The sequence below is a fragment of the Limnospira sp. genome (genome assembly GCF_051859755.1).
In the GTDB taxonomy this organism is placed as follows: domain Bacteria; phylum Cyanobacteriota; class Cyanobacteriia; order Cyanobacteriales; family Microcoleaceae; genus Limnospira; species Limnospira fusiformis.
In genome coordinates this window covers 1-20203 of sequence record NZ_JBIMLI010000008.1, presented here as the reverse complement: position 1 = coordinate 20203, position 20203 = coordinate 1, and the positions used below count along the sequence as shown (strand labels likewise).

The window sequence follows — 20203 nt, the reverse complement described above, 5'->3', positions numbered from 1 at the left end:
TTTAATTCTCCGGTTCCACAGAAATCTGCAACACATCATGGGGAACCTTCCGAATTAATTCTCCATGCTGGGCGGCTTGTTCTTCCAGAGACAAAACTGGGGGAGGAAAACTGGGACGGAACCACAGATCATCAAATTCTTTCCACAGTCGCTGTAGTTGAGGATTAATGGCACTTTCGGCGACAATATCCATGGTGAGTTTATGAATACCTAACAACTCTGATAAACTTCCCCGCAAATGAATTTTACCGATCGCCACCCCTTGATCTAACGTCAACCGACCACCAATTAAATCTCGTAAGGTTTCGGCTTGGCTGCCAAAATTCAAGGCTTCCACTGACTCTAAATTATCGGAATTATCAGTAATATCTACCTGGATAGGTTCGCTGTGATTGGCATTTAATCTCAACTGAATGCCATCAATTTCTATGATCGCGGTTTTACCAGCAACGGTTTGAACAAAGCTATGCCAAGTTAAACCCCCTTGACTCCGCAAAATTTCCACCAAACGACTCAGCCAAATCGCTAACTGTTGGGGGGAACAATTCAAGGTATCAATCATTGGTAATTTTTGAGATTTCAGAACCTCATCTCCATGAAAAATTAAGCCATTGTCAATATTATACTGCTGATGTGAGGGAAATCAAGACCAAAAAGGATTAAATAGGGGAGAAATTCCCCATCAACCTGGTAACTTCGGGGACAGTTGGGCTTAACCAGAAGAGTTAACCCAGAAGTGGGGTTTCTTTCGGTGCAACTCCCACAGGGTTGGAAGATAGCGATCGCCGCCCTGTTAACACCATAGGAATGCCTCCCGTCGCTGATAAAGTTACCCCTCGGCGGGCGGCTTTGGCGGGCTGGGAATTAGCCAGGGTTAGTTGATAGTTTAACATGACTGTTGCTAGGACTAATTTTAGCTCATATTGAGCCAAAGCCATACCAATACATTGACGCGCACCGCCACCAAAAGGTAAATATTGATAAGGGGAGTATTTTTTATCTAAAAATCTCTCTGGTTTAAACTGTTTGGGGTCAGGATAAATTGTCGGATCATTATGGGTTAAATAGATAGCGCCAATCACTTCTATATTGGGTTCTATGTGATATCCCATCAGTTCCACCGCTTGAGTAGTCACCCGGGGAAATGTCACCATGGCGACTGGATAAATTCGCAGAGTTTCTTGACAAATTGCTGTTAAATAAGGTAATCTATAAATAGTCATCGGGTCGGGATTTGGGGGGAGGGTTGCTAACTCTGATAAAAGGCGATCGCGCACGGTAGGAAGTTTATGCACCCAATACAAAGACCAAGCCATGGCGGTGGCGGTGGTTTCGTGTCCGGCGAATAATAAAGTTAACAGTTCATCCCGTAGTTCTTCATAGGTCATCTGTTCCCCATTTTCGTCCCTAGCGGACATCATCAAATTGAGAATATCGGTGCGATTTGGATCGGGATTTTGGCGACGTTCTTCGATTTCTTCTAACAGTAATTTATCGATATCGCGCCGCAAACCTTGGAAGCGCCCCCAGGGACTCCAACGCCCTAGATCTTGTTGTAAAATCGGGAAAAATAAGATACTCGCCCTAATAGGAGAATCAGTCACAGCGACCAGTTCGGTGGTTAATTTTTTCAGGCGATCGTAACGGGGTCCCTCGTAGACTCCAAACACAGCCTGAAGAATGATAGCCAGGGAGATTTTCTGCACATAATCTCGCGCCAGAAAAGTCTTGCCAATTGGTAAAGTGTCGCCGATTTTTGTGGTCAAATCACAGATTAATTTACCATAATTAAACATCCTTTCCCCATGGAAAGGCGGCATTAAGAGTTTCCGCTGTCTTAGGTGGTTTTTATCATCAAGTAAAATCACGGATTTATCCCCTACCACAGGTTCTAGAATACGATTAGATGAACCAGGGGCGGTAAATTCTTTAGTATCGCGGGTGAGGATTTCTTGGATAGCTTGGGGGTGGGAAACAAAGACGACTGGGCGACCCGCAACGCCGATTTTAGCTGCAAAGACATCTCCATATTTACGGTGACAATTCTCCATATAACCAAGGGGGTTAGTTATCCACTGTATTTTTTGGATAGTCGGATGATTTTGCGGACCGTCAATTAATTTCATGGTGGGATTGAGATTCTAGGATTTTGAGTCAGACCAATCTAGTCCTATTTATAGCACATCTTCCCGGAAGCTGCCATATATCATAGCTTAATCTGCATCAGGTAGAAGGATGGAAATAATCATAAATTTGTCGGGCTAGTTTTTCGCCAATTCCGGGAACTTCCGCCAGTTGTGTGGGGGTTGCCATGCGAATATAATCAATAGACCGAAAGTGACCTAATAGCAATTTTTGGCGGTGGTGTCCGAGTCCGGGAATGTCATCTAAATGCGATCGCTTCATGCGTTTACTGCGTTGGTTACGATGGAAACTAACCGCAAATCGATGGGCTTCATCTCGTAGTCGTCGCAATAATTGTACCCCAGGTTGTTCAGGATGGGTAGTTAATGGTTGAGACTCACCAGGGACAAAAATTTCCTCTCGGCGTTTGGCTAAACTAATCACCTTCAACTCTTCTAAAATATCCAGACCTTGCAAAACTTTCACGACGGCTGAGAGTTGACCTTTCCCACCATCAATCATAATCAAATCTGGCTTATCCTGGGGTTCTAAATTCTGATAATCTCGAAAACGGCGACCAATTACTTCTGCTAAACTGGCGAAATCATCAGACCTTCCCGAATGCACATCAGGATTTTTAATTTTATACTGTCGGTAGTGTTGTTTGGCGGGTAAACCATCAATAAATACCACGCGGGAGGCGACTGCATCAGAACCCTGAATATGGGAGATATCATAACCTTCTATGCGGTGGGGAAGGTCGGGAAGGTCGAGAATTTCGGTTAAGTCTTGGAGAGATTGATGATGACGATCGCTTAATTTTTGCAGTCGCATTAACTCATAGTTAGCGTTGCGTTCGACCATTGCGATTAAATCGAGTTTGGCTTGTCTTTGGGGAGTAATTAAGGTAACTTTCCGACCTTTGCGATCGCTTAACCAATCTGCTACTAACTCCCCATCTTGTAAACTATATTGTAGCACAATTTCGCTGGGAATTTCCACAGCATCAACGGTTTGATAATGTTCCTGTAAAACCCGCTGAATAATTCCCCCCAACTCTAGGGAAGTCAAGGCTGTTTCACTAGGGTAAACTTTCGCCAAAAAGCCTAATCTACCGACCAAATGTCCGGCGCGGATTTGGAAAAGTTGCACGGAGGCTTGTTGTCCGTCAGTAGCCAAAGCGATCGCATCAAGAGACACCGTTTCATCAGGAAGGGAAACTTTTTGGTCTTGGTTGAGAGACTGTAAACCTTGAATGCGATCGCGGAATTTGGCGGCGGTTTCAAAGTTTAACTCAGCGGCGGCTTGTTGCATTTGCGCGGTTAAATTTTTGATAAGTTCTTCTGTGCGTCCTTGAAACACCATCGCCACTTTTTGGACAATTTGATGATAATCTTCTGGGGAGATCATCTGCTGACAAACTCCCGGACAGCGACCTATATCATAATTTAAACAGGGACGGTCTTTAAACAAAGGTTTAGGACGTTGACGCAGGGGAAATAGACGCTTAACCAATTGTAGATTACTTCGCAATAGTCCGGTATCTACATAAGGGCCATAATATCTATCTTTGGGATTGCTTAAATTACGTTTTCGGGTAATAAAAATGCGCGGGTATGGTTCCGACCAAGTAATACACAGATAGGGATATTTTTTATCATCCTTGAGTAAGACATTAAAATGAGGTTGATGGTTTTTAATCAAATTAGCTTCTAAAGCCAAGGCTTCGGCTTCGGTATCAGTAACGATAAATTCAATATCTGTCACCTGTTGAATCATTAAGTTAATCCGGTGACTATGGTTATGGCGATCGCGAAAATAGGAACGCACCCGCGATCGCAATTTTTTCGATTTCCCAATATACAGAATATTCTCATTACCATCTTTCATGAAATACACACCCGGAACCGGGGGAATTTCTTTTAATCTCATTTCTAGGCGATCGCTATCTTCAATTAGTGGTATAATTGTCATAGTAGTTTATTTAATAGTAGGGTGCGTCAGACACCGATACAATTATCAATTATAGTCGGGTTTCTCCCCCAGAGGTCAAGAAACCCGGCTTCTCCCTCAGAAGTCAAGAAACCCGGTTTCTCCAAGAAACCGGGTTTCTAAGCAATTGGGTTTCTCCCTTGGAAGTCAAGAAACCCGGCTTCTCCCTCAGAAGTCAAGAAACCCGGTTTCTCCAAGAAACCGGGTTTCTAAGCAATTGGGTTTCTCCCTCGGAAGTCAAGAAACCGGGTTTCTAAGTAATTAATACATTTTTGAGGGCGTTAATCAGATATTGATTGTCAGCTTCGGTGCGGATAGCTACGCGAAAATAATTATCTCCTAATTCGGGAAAACTTAAACAGTCGCGAATCAAAATCCGATAATCTTTAAGTAGTTGAGTTTGTAACTCACTCACCGACGACTGACACCGGACTAGCAAAAAATTGGCTACCCCTGGATAAGGATAAAGTCCGGTAATTTTCCCTAATTCCTGATAGAGTTGGGGGCGGTTAATAGATAACCAATGGTGGGTTTTTTCCTCAAAAGCCCGATCGCCTAAAACTGCAATACCCGCCGCCACGGCTAAATTATTCACAGACCAAGGGTCTCGCCACTGTCGCCACAAATTTAGGCGGTCTGGGTGAGCGATCGCATATCCTAATCTTAAACCAGGCAGACTGTAAAACTTAGTGAGCGATCGCAAAATCACCAAATTAGGAAAATCTGCCACCCTCTCGATTAAGCTAGTTTGTGCCGACCGTGGCAGAAAATCCATAAAAGCCTCGTCAACCACCACCAAAGCAAACCTTTCCAACAGGGGCAAAATCAACTCTGGCCGTAGTAATATACCCGTGGGATTGTGGGGAGTATTCAGCAATAGTCCCGCCCTTTCCTCTAATTCCCCCAACCCATCAAATTGGACCTTATCGCCACCCTTAAGACTAATAGGGCATTCAATCACCCTAGCATTAAAAGCATTGAGCGATCGCCGATAGTCCCCAAAAGCCGGAGTCAGCAGATATGTAGCCCCCATTTGTGCCAACTCCCGGCCCGCCCAAGTCAGCAATTCAGCCGCCCCATTTCCCGGCAAAATCCATTCAACCGGTAAATCTTCATGAAAGCGACTTACAGCCTGTCGCAGGTCCATATAATCCGGCTGAGGATAGGTTTTAATCTGCCCCTGATGAGTATTCAAAGCGGCGATCGCCGTTAACGGAGGGCCGAGGGGATTAATACTAGCCGAGAAATCGACAATTTCCGATGGCGGACAATCAGCGATCGAAGCCGCCCACATCAAATTTCCCCCGTGGCTGGGTCTGTTCATCAATCTCCCTCCGTGCAGACCCCCACTAAATCGGTATCCTGATTAGTGGTGGGTTATGGACGACTATTTATCAGCGACCTTCTCCTTAAACAGTTTTCCTGCCGAGAAAGCCGGAACCCAAGTTTCAGGAATATCCATTTTTTCGCCCGTCTGGGGGTTACGGCCTTCGCGCGCCTTACGTTTCCTGGCTTCAAAAGAACCAAATCCCACCAGGGTGACTTTTTCCTGTGTAGCAACAGCATCGATAACACTTTCGAGAGCCGCACTCAACACCGCATCAGCCTGTTTTTTGGTGACACCTGCTTTTTCGGCTACCGCATCTATTAATTCACCCTTATTCATCAATTACTCCTTTTGAGAACTGGGGGCCAATCAATGACCCCCAATGGTTTGCACGATTTTTCTGCCTTATTCTAAGGTTTCTGTCGCCACATAGATAGGGTTTAACCCCAAATTGTCATATATTTAGGGGAATTTTCCACTTTTTTTAAGATATTAGCCGATAAAAATATCCCCCAGGGGTGGGGGATTTTGGCTGAAGGGGTTTTTAACGCTAGATCTTAACGCCCTTGCATCATCTGGCGGACATCGGGGCTAAAATTGTTCTGGTAGCCAAACCCAGAGCGATCGGAATCATCCAGGATATTGGGCGTTACCAACACAATTACCTCAGCCCGTTCGCTGCTGGTGGTGCTTCTACGGAACAGAGAACCCACGATAGGCAAATCACCCAACAGGGGAATCTTGCTAACGTCAGTCCGTTCCTGATCTTGAATAATACCAGAGACAATCAGAGTTTGACCGTCCCGCAGACGAATCCTTCCTGAACTTAAACTGCGCCGAAACACTTGTAAGAAAAAATCATCGTTACCCGTTGCTACCCGAGCTCCTGGGGAACTCACTTCTGGGTTAATGCTCATGGTGACGAAGCCATTATCATCAATTCGCTCAACATTCACCCCCAGAGTCAAACCCACATTTGTCGGGTCAGGCTGGATGGTTTCCCTGCTACCGGAAGGAGTATCTGTAATAATTGTTGTCCTCGATTGCAATACCTGTTGTACCAGTTGCACGGAAGCGCTTTCTCCCTCTTTTACCACCAAGGTGGGGTCGGTGAGGATTTTGGCTCTACCGCTGACGATTTGGGCTTGCAAAGTAGACAGGAACCGCCGAGGATATTGGAAGAAGGGAAACACGGAAAAAGTAGTGCTACCAAGGGCGGTAATACTTCCATCTTGCAAATTTCTCTCAAAAGGTTGGTAGTCAGAAAGCCCAACCCCTCCCGGTCTATCGGTGACAGGTGGAATCGGTCTCAAGCCAATACCACCCCCAGGAGCCGTTAACGGAGTCCTAGTATCTCTCTCGCGATCAAAAAATGGGTCTTCAGTGCTTAGGGGGTTGGTAATAATTGGGCGAGAGGTGACACCACCTGTAGCCTGACCACGGGTTGGGGGATTTATGCCGCCGAAGTTGAGAGAAGCCGCACCGCCATCATTCACAAAGAAGGTATCATTAATCCCAAAGGAGAAACTACTGCCCTGGGTGGCTTCCCCGGTCAGGTTCACGTCAATGATTTTCACATTAACCGCCACCTGACGTTGACGGAGATCAAGCTGCATTAACATAGCAGTTGCGATCTCTACCTTTTCAGGAGGCCCAACCAGAGTAATAGAATTGAGGCGGTTATCCGCTGAAACTGTTAGCCCTCGAAGTATTAAAGGTCCGACTCCTACAGGAGATACTTCTTGTCTAATCTCGGTGCCGGTGGTTGTTCTTACAGTGGTTCTTCTGAGTCCTCCAGCAGCATCTGCCCCCGCAATATCATCCTCTTCTTGTTGAACTTCAGTCGTTGTTACTACAGTTTGAGTTTCGGCTCCCTGAGTAGCCAAAAAAGAAGCCGCAGACTCCACATTAGCCTGATTGAGTCTTAGAGTTCTCAAAATAATATTTTGGGCAGACTCAGGCAGTTCAAAACCGACAAAAACCGTGTTTCCCACCCGGTTAGCTTGTAATCCTGTTAATCGCAGGACATAGTTAAAGACTTCCTGGACTGGTTCATTTTCAATATCCAAGGAAATTTTAAATTCCTGGGCTTCATTTCCCGGTCGAAAACGTCCCGTTGTAGAATCTCTCTCTAAATTACTGAAGGCAACATTCAGGCCAGCAACCCGCGCCAACAATGATAATACCTCCCGCACTGATGCGTCTCGCAAGACTAGGCGGGGGATGATTTCGTTGGTGTTTAGGTTGACAGTGGAAACACCCGGATTGATATTAGAAACAGCAATATCTCCTAAAGGTGGCGCAACGGCACGGGGTTGGAAGGGTGGCGTTGTGTCTAAGGAACGCCTTGGCTGTAATGGCGCTTGACCCATTTGGGGAGTTAAAGCTGGGTCGGGCATCATCATATCATTATTGCCGTTTTGGGCGGTCGGATCACCAGTGATGCTAACTGGTGGGTCGGGAACCATTACCTGAGCAGCACCGTTCCCAGGTTGTTGGGGTGCAAAAGCCGGAGCATCTACGATCGCCCCTTCTGGAGCGATCGCGATCGCAATAGCATCTCCCGCACCCTGAATTATCCGCGCTTCAGGAGAGCCAGTAGTTCCGGTCACAATCACCCGAATACTGGTCGGGTCTAGCTGGTTCACCACAATGGAAGCAATACCAGGAGCCGGGTTATTTTGCTGAAATGAGCCATTGGGAGAACTCAATTGAGCGTTAGTAATATCCGCCACAAAATCATTACCCCGCCGAATCACAAACACCGCTGGACGTTCGCCGCCGTCAGTGACCAGCACCAGGTTAATTTCCCCGTTGTCAGCTTGGAATAATTGAATATCGCGGACAACTGTAAACGCCAGGGCGGGAGCCACAGCCACAACCATGGCTGCTGCAACTCCCCCCGCTACTCCTCCACCAAATCCTAAAATATCTCTCACATTTCCTCCTAAAAGTTGGAAAGCAACCGTTGCTATTGGTTTATATATTCTGTTTGCTTAGGCCTGGAAAAATGATAATTCATCCGAGGCAACAGGACAATAGGAAATTATCTACACCCACGGGCATTTTATCTGGGCAACCTATCACATTTTAGCGATTTTGTCAACCCCCATTCTGCCAAAAAATGAGCGATCGCCATAATTTAGGGTTGATAAGGCGATCGCTCGATTATCTGTGAACCAGAACATTATTTTTTTTCAGCTTCTGGTTGCTGTTGTTGCTCACGCTGCTCGTCACTCAAAGGCATTAAGGCGTGTAACTTAAACGTACTTCTGAGGCGGCGTTGAGGCTGGTTATCTATGGGAACAAAGCGACCCTGGCGAATTTCCCCCTTCAATTCTGGCGATCGATCCAGCAACTGAGAACTAAAGTCTCTAACCACTAGCATAGGCTGCATTCTCTCCAGAGAAATCATAAATTTGCGGATTTGCTCAAAACTCCCTTCCACCTCCACCTCGTACTCTTGTCGTCTCAGTTTATTGTTAACTTGGGAACCGAGAGAACCATCAGTCACTAGCATGGGTCCATCACTTTGGGGTTGAAACCTAACCAAACGTGCTTTTAGTTCTTCATCCAAAATACCCGCATTAATTTGATTTAATTGTTCATTAACATCAAACATCAACATTTCCAGATTTGCTTCATCAGCAAACAAAGCCGTTACACTAGCCAGTCGCTGTTTAGCTTCCTCTCGTTGACGTTCCGCCTCCTCTTGCTGCTGCAACTTTTCGTTTTGCTGTTCAATTTCCCTTTGCTTAATTTGAATGTTGGAATTGAGTATTTGCTGTTCTTCCCAAGTCGGCAAAGCCAGGTAAAACACACCCACCCCACACAAAATCGCGCCTAGGGCTCCAATAGCAATACCGACGACCTTAGAAGTGATAGCCAAACCCAATATCACTGGGCCAGAACCTTCCTCCTCCTCCTCCGGTTCCTCATCATCAAGAAGATACTCATTTGCTGCTACCATAGGAAAAAACCTCCGTTTTTTGTTGACATCAAAACCCTGAGACCAAAAGCCTAGGGTCGAATTACACCTTGTTCTGTGAGGGTTTCAATTCGATTAACCAAACCCAGTGCGTCATTAGCTTTTAATAGGGGTAACAGTTCCGAAGCCGTGGCAGAACTCAGACGGGTTTCTATGCTAAACTGCACGATGGGCTGTAAATCTGGCAGACCCCCAGGCACTGAGGAACCGTCAGCCACCACTAAACGGGTGGGGTTATCTTGCAATCTAGCAGAAACTAGCCGGGTTGTGCTGCCATTAAAGAAAGGCGACTGGTTGACCAACAACATGAAATCATTAAGCTGCCCAAAAGAACCAACATTTCCTTCAATGGTAACTTGTGCAGTTTGTCTAGCCGCTGCCTGTCCCTCTTCCCCAGAGGCGGCAGTTGCTTCCGCTGTGGGTTCGGTTTGTCGGACGTTGGTAATTCTCACCCCAGCAATTTGCATGATCTCAGCCATTTCTTGACTTAAAGCCGACCAGGGCTTAATCTCATTGAATACCAAAGCCAAGGCATCGGCTTCGTCATTGGTCTGTTTCGCTTCTGCATAAATGCGATCGAGGGCTTGGACTTGGACATTTTTCTCGCCCAGTTGCAACTCTAAAGCATCGGCTTCTCTGGAAAGGCTGGCATTTTGCCTAGTTAACACAAACCAACCGCCTCCCATTAAAGCATTGAGTCCCACAGCTACCCCCAGTCCGATTAAAATGGGTGTTTGGTCAACGGGTTTCCCCGCAGCGCCTTTGGGGGGCTTGATAACTCGGGTTTTATACTCTGGGCGATCGTTAAGAAAATTAATATCAAGGCTGTACATATTAACAAACCCTCTGGTAGTATTTTTATAGACATGGTAGCAGTGAGAGTTCCCGGAACTAGGTAACGCGCAATCCTAAACCTAATACCACTCCTAAACTAGCACGCTGCTCCGGGGGAATTTCCTGATCATCTGTTAACAGGTTCAGGGCTTCTATGGGGTCTACCTGGGTGGCTGGCATGGCTAGGCGTTGCATAAAGAACTCATCCAGTTGTCCGATCGCCGCCCCAGGACCAGCCAGAAGTAACTGGGCGATTTCCAAACCATCATTTTGGTTGATGTAGAAATCAATAGAGCGTCGGAGTTCATCGGCTAACTCTGCTAATACTTTAATGATGGCATTAACTCCCGGATTTGGCTCGTTCAATGCTCCCATTGTATCAGTTACCGGAAGGGTCATCGCCTGCAATTCCTGAAAATCCCGTGAGGGTGGTAGGTTCATGGCGCTACTGAGGGCGCTTTGCACCTGAAACAAACCAATGGGAATGGTGCGGGTAAATTGGGGAACGCCATTGACCACAATCACCAATTCGGTGCTATCAAATTCGATGTCAGCTAAAATCGCCGCCTCGTTAGAAGAAAAGTGTTCTAACTGACTTTTCATAGTCCGAATTAGGGCAAAGTTACTGATTTCTAAAACCTCTATTTGTAAGCCAGCTTGTTCAAAGGTTTCTATGTAAGTGTTGGTAACTTCTTTCCGGGTAGCGACTAACAAAACCTGTACTTTTTCGATGCCATCTTCATCAACAAATGTTCCCAGTTTCTGATAGTCTACGTCGGCTTCTTCCCTGGGAAAAGGCAGATATAAACCCGCTTCGGCGTTCATATATTCTTTAAGTTCCTCCTCATTTAACTCCGCCGGAACCGGGATTAAACGAGTGACTGCTTCCCTTCCGGGAATAGCGGTGGCGATGTTTTTGGTTTTGATATTATTGTCCGCCAATGTCGATTCGATTAACTCCGCCATGGTAGGAGTATCAACTATTTGACCATCCTGCACCACATTTTCGGGAACCTCGGCAGTGGCTAAGGTTAACAACTTGAACTTATCGCCTTTTTTGCGAATTTCGACAATATTAATTCGCTCGGCGGCTAGTTCAATACCCATTCCCGGCTTACGACTGGAAAAAATACCTTTGAGGAAACCAACCATAGATTTTTTTTGGATGAGTTAAGGGAGGACTTAGGTTAACCATAGCATTTTTCCGCCCAGAATGTGTTACCATCACCACGGTAATTAAGGGCTTCCCCGGTCCTCTAGGGAGGAGGACTTTTAGGTATTACCAAGGGGGGGCTGTTTTCCTAGTTACTGAAGGCGGGATGATTGAACAGAGCCTCAATGACTCTTCTACCGCGTAATTGATTGGAAAGGGGTAGGTGTCCCCTGGGGGCGCTTAGTTCCCAAGTGAAGCCTTGGGGATAGCGGGTCCAAGTGCGATCGCTTCTCCAGCCAATTTTCTGCCACAATTTATCCCAATTTTTGCCGACACCTAACCAAACTTCCCGCTGGACGGTATAGCCAAATTTGCCTTGGGAATGGACTCGCCACAGGGTGTCAATGGTTTGTAAGTCGGCGACGGGAAAGCGATCGACTTCCGAAAAATATAGCCAGTTTCGTTTAACTGCTGCGTCGCTGGCTAACTCACACAGGTTTCTCAGGGTCAGCAGGTCGGCGGCTTGGAAGTTTTGCTGTAGCAATTCCTGTTGGAGGGGAAAATAATCAGCCCCTACCTCTGAGTTTAGCGGAACTACTCCCGTCGGAAAATGGGTTTCCAAAAACTCTTGGGTTTTGGGGAGGTTGGCTAGATACAGGACTCTATAGGCTTCACCACTGACAGGGGTGGGAGTTTGGGTCTGCTGGGACATTAAAAATTCTATCAGTACATCTAAACCAAGTTCCCCCTGGGTCGCTAATGAGGCGATCGCCTTTAACTGCTGGGTCTGGCTGTCGCTGTTTAGTTGTGAGCGCAGTTGGTTTAACTCTATTGATAGGTCTTGGTCGGAGGAGGCGATCAAATCAGTCATTGAATTTCTCCGGTAGCTTGGAAACCGCCTAGGGTTAACTGGCGGCGGAAAAGTAACTGGGCTGGTTTGGCCCAATAATATAAAAAGGTGATTAATCCACCATTGTACAGGTGCATTGGATTCAGTTAAACGCGCTACGGACAATCGGGATATTTAATTACCCCTCCGACTTGACTCTGGCTGCTACGGTTTTGCTTAATTGTGGCCTCGCCCCTGTCCCCCGGATATGGTTGGCGAGGTCATTCTCATAATTATTTCCGTTTTTTGGGGCGATCGTGCCTACTTAATCGATGGATTCGTTGCAGGGTAATGGTTTCGGCTTGTGTAAAGTTATATTACAGATTCTCATAACCTCGCGCGACTTCTAATCCTGCCCTAGTTAAAGCAAACTTTAGCCACGCCAAGAAAAGTTTTTGTTTCGGGGGGTTGACAGTCTGGCACTATGGCTGATAATATAAATCCAGCGAAAACAAACGAATTTGCTCCCCGAAAAAAGGGCTGTAAAGTTTTGTTAAGCACCTTCTACGTGCTCTCGCGCGATCGCACCTTGAAAACCGCATACCGTAAGGTTTCCAAAGGTATAGGGTCCAACCCTACCAATTCCCCGTCAGGGGACGGAAACACATTCCTAATATTTCTACACTTTTTATTCCTGCCTTCTCTAAAGTCCGTCCAACCCTACCAATTCCCCCGTCAGGGGACGGAAACAGTTTTCTCAAATTGTTCTTGTATGTTGAATCTTTCTGCGTTGTCCAACCCTACCAATTCCCCCGTCAGGGGACGGAAACGTTCCGTAGGAACCTGCATAAGAGCGAGTGTCTATTATTTTTATGTCCAACCCTACCAATTCCCCCGTCAGGGGACGGAAACACCGCTTTTTGTTGAAGCTGTCCACCAATATTTCAAATCTACGAGTCCAACCCTACCAATTCCCCCGTCAGGGGACGGAAACCCCTGAGTTTTCGAGAAACTCTTTTAGATATGCGCCGTCTCTTTCGTCGTCCAACCCTACCAATTCCCCCGTCAGGGGACGGAAACAAAACTCAGCCTTTTCGATTGAAGTGTGGGGTATTTCATTTTCCGGGTCCAACCCTACCAATTCCCCCGTCAGGGGACGGAAACTCTAAACTTTGATTTTGGTGGTATTTGTTTTGGGTGACGTCCAACCCTACCAATTCCCCCGTCAGGGGACGGAAACCGCGTAATATCTGAACCGAAAGTTTCTTTTTCTTTTCATTTGTTGTCCAACCCTACCAATTCCCCCGTCAGGGGACGGAAACGACACCGTAGTTATTGTAGGGACTGTTTCTGGAGATGATTTAACGTCCAACCCTACCAATTCCCCCGTCAGGGGACGGAAACCCGGTCCGAGAATATCGAAGTCCGGGTTCGACTTCGTAGTAAAGGTCCAACCCTACCAATTCCCCCGTCAGGGGACGGAAACTTGATGATAATACAGCCAAGCATTTCCCACTCTTTTCTCCCTTGGTCCAACCCTACCAATTCCCCGTCAGGGGACGGAAACCTGTTGGTTTGTCGGGGATGACCAACAGGAACCGAATGGTCACTGTCCAACCCTACCAATTCCCCGTCAGGGGACGGAAACAACTGAACTGCATAAAGGGAATCTGGATGTCGCTGGGCACCGTCCAACCCTACCAATTCCCCGTCAGGGGACGGAAACAAGCAGGGACTTCAGAAGTTTTTTCTTCAGAAGTTGCAGCGTTTTTGTTGTCCAACCCTACCAATTCCCCGTCAGGGGACGGAAACCAATAATAGATTGCATACCTTCTGCCAAGCTATCCCCTCCACTCTGTCCAACCCTACCAATTCCCCGTCAGGGGACGGAAACTTCTCCAGTAAGTGGCTCCCCAGTCTGGTCGGGGTCTGCGATAGCCTTTGTCCAACCCTACCAATTCCCCGTCAGGGGACGGAAACGCAACGGTTCTGATTTCTCTGAGATTCTCCCGTGTTGAGAATCCTGATAAGTCCAACCCTACCAATTCCCCGTCAGGGGACGGAAACCCAAAATTTCCGTCGGATTGTCCACGGCGGGAATAAACAAGTCCAACCCTACCAATTCCCCGTCAGGGGACGGAAACTTTGAGTCGAAATGGCTGAAACTCCCTACTAGACTAGCTTAGATGCCCCTAAAGTCCAACCCTACCAATTCCCCGTCAGGGGACGGAAACGTTTTGTCTCAAACACGGAGGGAAGATCAAGATAGAAGGCTGTCCAACCCTACCAATTCCCCGTCAGGGGACGGAAACAAATCCGTTATTCCATAGAGAATAACCATAATTTTTCTCCGTCCAACCCTACCAATTCCCCGTCAGGGGACGGAAACCCTGAGGCCTTCTTTTACTACATCTTCAGGAATCTCGCGAGGGTCCAACCCTACCAATTCCCCGTCAGGGGACGGAAACGTGAACTTGCAACGTATCTTCCCGTACCGGGGGTTTAAAGTCCAACCCTACCAATTCCCCGTCAGGGGACGGAAACTGATCGGGCCGTAAGATAACGCGGGGTAAAAAGTGCTAAAGTACGTCCAACCCTACCAATTCCCCGTCAGGGGACGGAAACAATTGTCATCCATAATTTTGTCCTTGCTTTTTGCCTACGTCCAACCCTACCAATTCCCCCGTCAGGGGACGGAAACCTAAGTTTATAGGCAACCTCCCCTATGTAATTAGAGGGTTTTGTCCAACCCTACCAATTCCCGGTCAGGGGAGGGAAACCGACTAATAGCCCCGACATTAGTGATGAATGACTGCAGCCGTGTGCAACCCTACAAATTCCCCATGAGGGGAGGGAAACGCCCGGTGGTGTGTGGATGTTGTGAGGGTTGAGGTGGTGTCATGGCGGGGTAATTTCGCAGTTGGGGAGGGGGGAAAAAGACGAGTCTGGGGGATAAAACTTGTTGGGGGTGTAGAAGGGTTAGGGTTGGGTTGAGGCGTGCAAAATCCGATTAATAATGCCACTGGTAGAAGTAGGCATTTCCACGGCAATGAGGACGATTTTACCGTTATAGGCTTGAACCGTGGGGGCCTCCGGTAGGGTGTCAATGGTGTAATCACCACCCTTAACATATATATCAGGTTGTAGCTGTTCAATAATCGCCGTAGCAGTGCTTTCTGGAAAAATGACCACTGCATCTACGGGTTTTAACTGGCTGAGAACTTCGGCTCGCTGTAATTCTGGTATAATAGGACGGGGAGGATATCCCGCCGAGTGGGGTTTAATCAGGCGAACAGAGCGATCGCTATTGAGACCCACTACCAGCGATCGCCCCAAACTTTTGGCTTGGGTCAGGTAGCGAATATGCCCAACATGAATCAAGTCAAAACAGCCATTGCTAAAAACTAGAGGTCGCCATTGTTCAGGGTTATAGGCGATCGCCTCCCGTAGTTGTTCCACAGAATAAAGGCCCTCAATCATGATTATCTCTCCTTTCTTTGATATCATTGACCACTACTCAGCCGCGGCTAATTATTAAACAATTCCCACATCTTGGCAAATCTGAAAGTAGTTATATACTAGCCAAAACTGTTATCTTGGCTGTAGACCAACCTAGAGTATCCTTAACCGTCCTATGACATCAACAGCAAACCGTCAATTTTCCTTTCAAGCCTCTTCTAGCATCAAATTAGTTGGGCTAATCCTGATTCTGTCAGCCTTGGTCGATTATTTGGTTCTATTATTTCCCCCCAATTTAACCGATAGGGGTTGGTTAATTCAAACCGCTAGTAGCTTAGTTGACCGAGGCGTAGTTCCCCTGGTAGGAATGGCTCTGGTTTTAATGGGGTATTGGATGGATAGCGTCCTCGGGAATGCTCCTAAGTCTGGTAAAAAAATCTCCGACCTAAGATTGTGGGTTGGTATCCTCGCCAGCTTATTCGGGTTACTTTACCTGCTGATTTTTCCCATGCACCTAAATAATACCCGGTTAGCCCGACGAGATGCTTTATCCGAGATTGGTCAGCAAGCCGCGCAAGCCGAAACTCAACTGGAAAGCCAGTTAGGAAGTCCCCAGTTTCAACAGGAGATTGAACAGCGAAAAGTTGAACTCCGAGCGCAGTTGACTGGCTTAATACAAGACGAGGCACAATTAGATCAGGTGATTGCGGAAGGAAACCTTCCCCCGCAAATTCAACAAGTCCTGGAAGAATCTAGAACTAATCCAGCCGTCCTTGATGAGTTCTTGGAACAGCAAGCCGACTCCCTCCCCGTTCAATTACTTACCCAAATTCGCCAACGCCAACAACAACTAGAAGATGAAACTAAAACGCGATCGCTCAAATCTAGTCTCCAAACCGGGATGAGTAGTTTGCTATTGGCGATCGGTTATATCGTCTTGGGTTGGACGAGTTTAAAAGGCTTAGGCCTCCTGAATAAAGGTCGTCGTAAACCCTCTTCTAACCCCGGATAAAACCCCCCCCTAGGAATTACTGGCTCCACCCCTGTAAATTAAACCTCAATCAAGGGTTATGTTGCACCAAGATGGAGCCTATTTTTGTACTCTCAATTATCTGGTTTTATGGTTCATAAAATATGACAACCTTTCCCCAATCTATATTATTCACCACCTCACGATAATGTTATCAATTTATATCCTGACTTGTAATGATGAAGTTGATATAGCCGCCTGCATTGAGTCAGCCAGTCAATGTGATGATATAATTGTGGTCGATTCCTTTAGTAGCGATCGCACCGTAGAAATTGCTCAAAAGTACCCCGTCCGTGTACTGCAACATAAGTTTGAAAGCCACGGTCGCCAACGGACTTGGATGCTGCGAGAAGTAACCACTAAATATCAGTGGGCGTATATTCTCGAATCTGATGAACGCATGACCCCGGAACTATTCGCCGAGTGTCAAAAACAAACCCAAAACACTGACGGCTATATCGGTTATTATGCAGCGGAAAGGGTCATGTTTATGGGTCGCTGGATTCGCCGCAGTACCCAATACCCCCGTTATCAGATGCGTCTATTTGATAAGCAGCGGGTCTGGTTTACCGATTATGGTCACACCGAGAGAGAAGTCTGTGACGGTCTTACCAGTTTCCTCCAAGAAACCTATCCCCACTATACCAACAGTAAAGGCATGGCGCGATGGATAGAAAAGCACAACCGTTATTCTACAGATGAAGCCCACGAAACAGTCAAACAATTGCGATCGGGTACGGTAAACTGGAATCACCTATTTTTCGGCAAAACAGAGGTGGAAAGGCGACACGCCTTAAAGGATTTATCTCTGCGTCTACCATTTCGACCCCTAATCCGCTTCGTCTATATGTATTTTATCCTGGGAGGGTTCCTCGACGGTCAACCTGGACTCGCCTGGTGTACTCTACAAGCCTTTTATGAATATCTGATTCTCCTGAAAGTCTGGGAAATCGAAAATATGCCTATTGGCGACCCACAACCTCACCCACAATTGACCATGGACAATGAAACTTCCTCAGTTTCTGGGAAAGGTTTGGGGTGAGGAAGTCTATCTGTAGCCGACTCCCGATAACCCTTCCCCACAAAGTTCAGCGTCAGCGTCAAGACTGGGCTATCATATTCAGACAAGCCCGATTGTTAATTTATTTTTAGCATCAGTATTTTCAACTATGCATCTAAGTGAACTGACCCATCCCAATCAACTCCACGGTTTGTCTATCCATGAACTGGAAGCAGTGGCTCAACAAATCCGTGAAAAGCACCTGGAAACAGTAGCAGCTACTGGCGGTCATTTGGGACCGGGTTTGGGAGTGGTCGAGTTAACCCTAGGACTTTACCAAACCCTAGACCTAGACCGAGATAAAGTCATTTGGGATGTCGGACACCAAGCCTATCCCCACAAAATGATTACTGGACGCTATAACAATTTTAATACCCTACGCCAGAAAGATGGGGTAGCAGGCTACCTGAAACGGTGCGAGAGTCGTTTTGACCATTTTGGAGCCGGACACGCCTCGACAAGCATATCAGCCGCCCTGGGGATGGCTTTGGCTAGGGATATGCAGGGGGATAATTATAAAGTAGTGGCAATTATTGGCGATGGCGCGATGACTGGGGGGATGGCTTTGGAAGCTATTAACCATGCGGGTCATCTACCTAACACTAACTTGATGGTGGTTCTCAATGATAACGAAATGTCGATTTCCCCCAATGTCGGCGCGATTCCTCGTTATTTGAATAAAATGCGTCTGAGCCCCCCGGTGCAATTTTTGAAAGATAATCTGCGGGAACAGTTTAAACAAATTCCCTTTGTGGGTGAGAATTTTACCCCGGAGATGGAACGCCTCAAAGAAGGGATGAAACGGTTGGCTGTACCTAAATTGGGTGCTATTATTGAGGAGCTGGGCTTCACCTATATCGGACCGGTGGATGGTCACAACTTGGAAGATTTGATCGAAACCTTCCAACAAGCTCATGAAATTAAAGGCCCGGTTATGGTTCATGTCTCCACCGTCAAAGGTAAGGGTTATGCGATCGCAGAAAAAGACCAAGTAGGCTATCACGCTCAATCACCCTTTAACCTGGCTACCGGGAAGGCTATTCCCTCCAACAAACCCAAGCCTCCCAGCTATTCCAAAGTGTTTGCAGATACCTTAGTCAAGCTGGCTGAAGATAATTCCCAAATTTTGGGTATCACCGCCGCTATGGCAACAGGTACAGGGTTGGATAAACTACAAGCTAAACTCCCCGAACAGTATATCGATGTCGGTATCGCTGAACAACACGCGGTTACTCTGGCGGCGGGTTTAGCCTGTGAGGGAATGCGTCCGGTAGTGGCGATTTACTCCACCTTCCTACAACGAGCCTATGATCAGATTATCCATGATGTCTGTATCCAAAACTTGCCCGTTTTCTTCTGTTTGGACCGCGCCGGAATTGTAGGGGTAGATGGTCCCACTCACCAGGGAATGTATGATATCGCCTATCTCCGCTGTCTCCCCAATATGACCATTATGGCTCCTAAAGATGAAGCCGAATTGCAGCAAATGCTGGTGACTGGTATTAATCATACTTCAGGACCGATCGCTATGCGCTACCCCCGTGGTTCCGGTAATGGGGTTCCACTTATGGAAGAAGGCTGGGAACCTATTGCGATCGGTAAAGGTGAAATTCTCCGCCAGGGCGATGATCTCCTATTACTCGGCTATGGTACAATGGTTAACACCGCTATGCAGGTGGCTGAGATTCTCGGTGAACACGGCATTGATGCCACTGTGGTTAATGCCAGATTTGTCAAACCCCTAGACACAGAGCTGATTGTACCCTTAGCCCAAAAAATCGGTAAAGTCGTCACCCTGGAAGAAGGCTGCATAATGGGTGGATTTGGTTCCGCAGTAGCAGAAGCACTACTGGATCACGATGTCTTAGTACCTGTTAAGCGGTTCGGCATTCCTGACCAATTGGTGGATCATGCTACACCGGATCAATCCAAAGTTGATCTGGGTCTGACAAGTTCCCAAATTGCTGAAAAAATCCGGGAATTGTTCTTGACCAAAGAACCCTCAACAGTCAACATTCCCAAATAACAAATATAGTCTCTATGGTGCGTCAGCAGGGAATTATCCCCAGGCATTTATATAGCCGGGTTATGACGCACCCGACCGGAGGCTACGGGAGGCGATCGCACTCTTTGGCGAAAATTATTCGATTGGGATTGAAATAGCAGGGGTATGGTGCGATCGCATAATTATGATCGATATTGAGTAGGTTTGACGCACCCTACCTTACCCTAGTTTGAACCCAGAGCCAGAATTTAATCCAAGATTGGCTTTACATCTTAGGACAATAAGGTACAATACCCCCTAATATTCGCAACTCAATAATGAGTATTATGAGCTTTTTCGTAGAAATCACGCCAGAAATTACACCGAAATATCGAGAGAGAATCGGGGTAGACCTAGGAATTA

14 protein-coding genes, 1 pseudogene and 1 CRISPR repeat array are annotated in these 20203 nt (G+C 46.8%); of the genes and pseudogenes, 4 read left to right on the top strand and 11 right to left on the bottom strand.

The genetic code is table 11. The annotated features are described in order from the left end of the window. Nucleotide 1: 1 nt before the first annotated feature. From ACTIE0_RS02635 to ACTIE0_RS02585, 11 genes are all read right to left on the bottom strand, one after another. Nucleotides 2-562: a hypothetical protein gene (locus ACTIE0_RS02635; protein ID WP_006623389.1), complete on the bottom strand. Its 561-nt coding sequence runs from the start codon at nucleotides 560-562 to the stop codon at nucleotides 2-4. 163 nt (nucleotides 563-725) lie between these two features. Then, nucleotides 726-2126: a cytochrome P450 gene (locus ACTIE0_RS02630; RefSeq protein ID WP_006623387.1), complete on the bottom strand. Its 1401-nt coding sequence runs from the start codon at nucleotides 2124-2126 to the stop codon at nucleotides 726-728. A gap of 97 nt (nucleotides 2127-2223) precedes the next feature. Continuing rightward, nucleotides 2224-4098 carry an excinuclease ABC subunit UvrC gene (gene uvrC, locus ACTIE0_RS02625; protein ID WP_006670885.1) on the bottom strand — a complete coding sequence of 625 codons (1875 nt, stop codon included), beginning with the start codon at nucleotides 4096-4098 and terminating at the stop codon, nucleotides 2224-2226. Between the two features lie 271 nt (nucleotides 4099-4369). After that, nucleotides 4370-5440, bottom strand: coding sequence for a threonine-phosphate decarboxylase CobD (cobD, locus tag ACTIE0_RS02620; protein ID WP_439516830.1), 1071 nt, complete (start codon nucleotides 5438-5440; stop codon nucleotides 4370-4372). A 63-nt stretch (nucleotides 5441-5503) separates the two neighbouring features. Continuing rightward, nucleotides 5504-5782 carry an HU family DNA-binding protein gene (locus ACTIE0_RS02615; protein ID WP_006623382.1) on the bottom strand — a complete coding sequence of 93 codons (279 nt, stop codon included), beginning with the start codon at nucleotides 5780-5782 and terminating at the stop codon, nucleotides 5504-5506. A gap of 218 nt (nucleotides 5783-6000) precedes the next feature. Further along, nucleotides 6001-8382, bottom strand: a complete 2382-nt coding sequence (locus ACTIE0_RS02610) for an AMIN domain-containing protein (protein ID WP_439516829.1) — start codon at nucleotides 8380-8382, stop codon at nucleotides 6001-6003. Nucleotides 8383-8630: 248 nt separating this feature from the next. Beyond that, nucleotides 8631-9413 carry a hypothetical protein gene (locus ACTIE0_RS02605; RefSeq protein ID WP_006623375.1) on the bottom strand — a complete coding sequence of 261 codons (783 nt, stop codon included), beginning with the start codon at nucleotides 9411-9413 and terminating at the stop codon, nucleotides 8631-8633. Nucleotides 9414-9463: 50 nt separating this feature from the next. Next, a complete protein-coding gene (locus tag ACTIE0_RS02600) occupies nucleotides 9464-10264 on the bottom strand; it encodes a PilN domain-containing protein (protein WP_006670826.1) in 801 nt (266 codons plus the stop codon). A 58-nt stretch (nucleotides 10265-10322) separates the two neighbouring features. Continuing rightward, nucleotides 10323-11417: a type IV pilus assembly protein PilM gene (gene pilM / locus ACTIE0_RS02595; protein WP_006623372.1), complete on the bottom strand. Its 1095-nt coding sequence runs from the start codon at nucleotides 11415-11417 to the stop codon at nucleotides 10323-10325. Between the two features lie 149 nt (nucleotides 11418-11566). Continuing rightward, complete coding sequence (locus ACTIE0_RS02590) at nucleotides 11567-12289, bottom strand: GUN4 domain-containing protein (RefSeq protein WP_006623371.1); 723 nt, start codon at nucleotides 12287-12289, stop codon at nucleotides 11567-11569. Nucleotides 12290-12959: 670 nt separating this feature from the next. Continuing rightward, nucleotides 12960-13733: direct repeats of the CRISPR family, unit length 38 nt; unit sequence GTCCAACCCTACCAATTCCCCCGTCAGGGGACGGAAAC. A gap of 1493 nt (nucleotides 13734-15226) precedes the next feature. Beyond that, nucleotides 15227-15727, bottom strand: coding sequence for an adenylyltransferase/cytidyltransferase family protein (locus ACTIE0_RS02585; protein ID WP_006670828.1), 501 nt, complete (start codon nucleotides 15725-15727; stop codon nucleotides 15227-15229). Between the two features lie 154 nt (nucleotides 15728-15881). On the opposite strand from ACTIE0_RS02585, the gene hpsJ-B reads away from it, so the two are divergent. The 4 genes and pseudogenes from hpsJ-B to ACTIE0_RS02565 form a co-directional block, all read left to right on the top strand. Then, nucleotides 15882-16718, top strand: coding sequence for a hormogonium polysaccharide biosynthesis protein HpsJ (gene hpsJ-B / locus ACTIE0_RS02580; RefSeq protein WP_006623363.1), 837 nt, complete (start codon nucleotides 15882-15884; stop codon nucleotides 16716-16718). 166 nt (nucleotides 16719-16884) lie between these two features. After that, complete coding sequence (locus ACTIE0_RS02575; RefSeq protein ID WP_035760044.1) at nucleotides 16885-17778, top strand: glycosyltransferase family 2 protein; 894 nt, start codon at nucleotides 16885-16887, stop codon at nucleotides 17776-17778. Between the two features lie 127 nt (nucleotides 17779-17905). Continuing rightward, entirely contained in the window at nucleotides 17906-19822 is a 1917-nt protein-coding gene (gene dxs, locus ACTIE0_RS02570; protein ID WP_006623361.1) for a 1-deoxy-D-xylulose-5-phosphate synthase, read from the top strand. Nucleotides 19823-20127: 305 nt separating this feature from the next. Further along, nucleotides 20128-20203 (top strand): annotated as a pseudogene (locus tag ACTIE0_RS02565) (RNA-guided endonuclease InsQ/TnpB family protein); the annotation flags it as partial.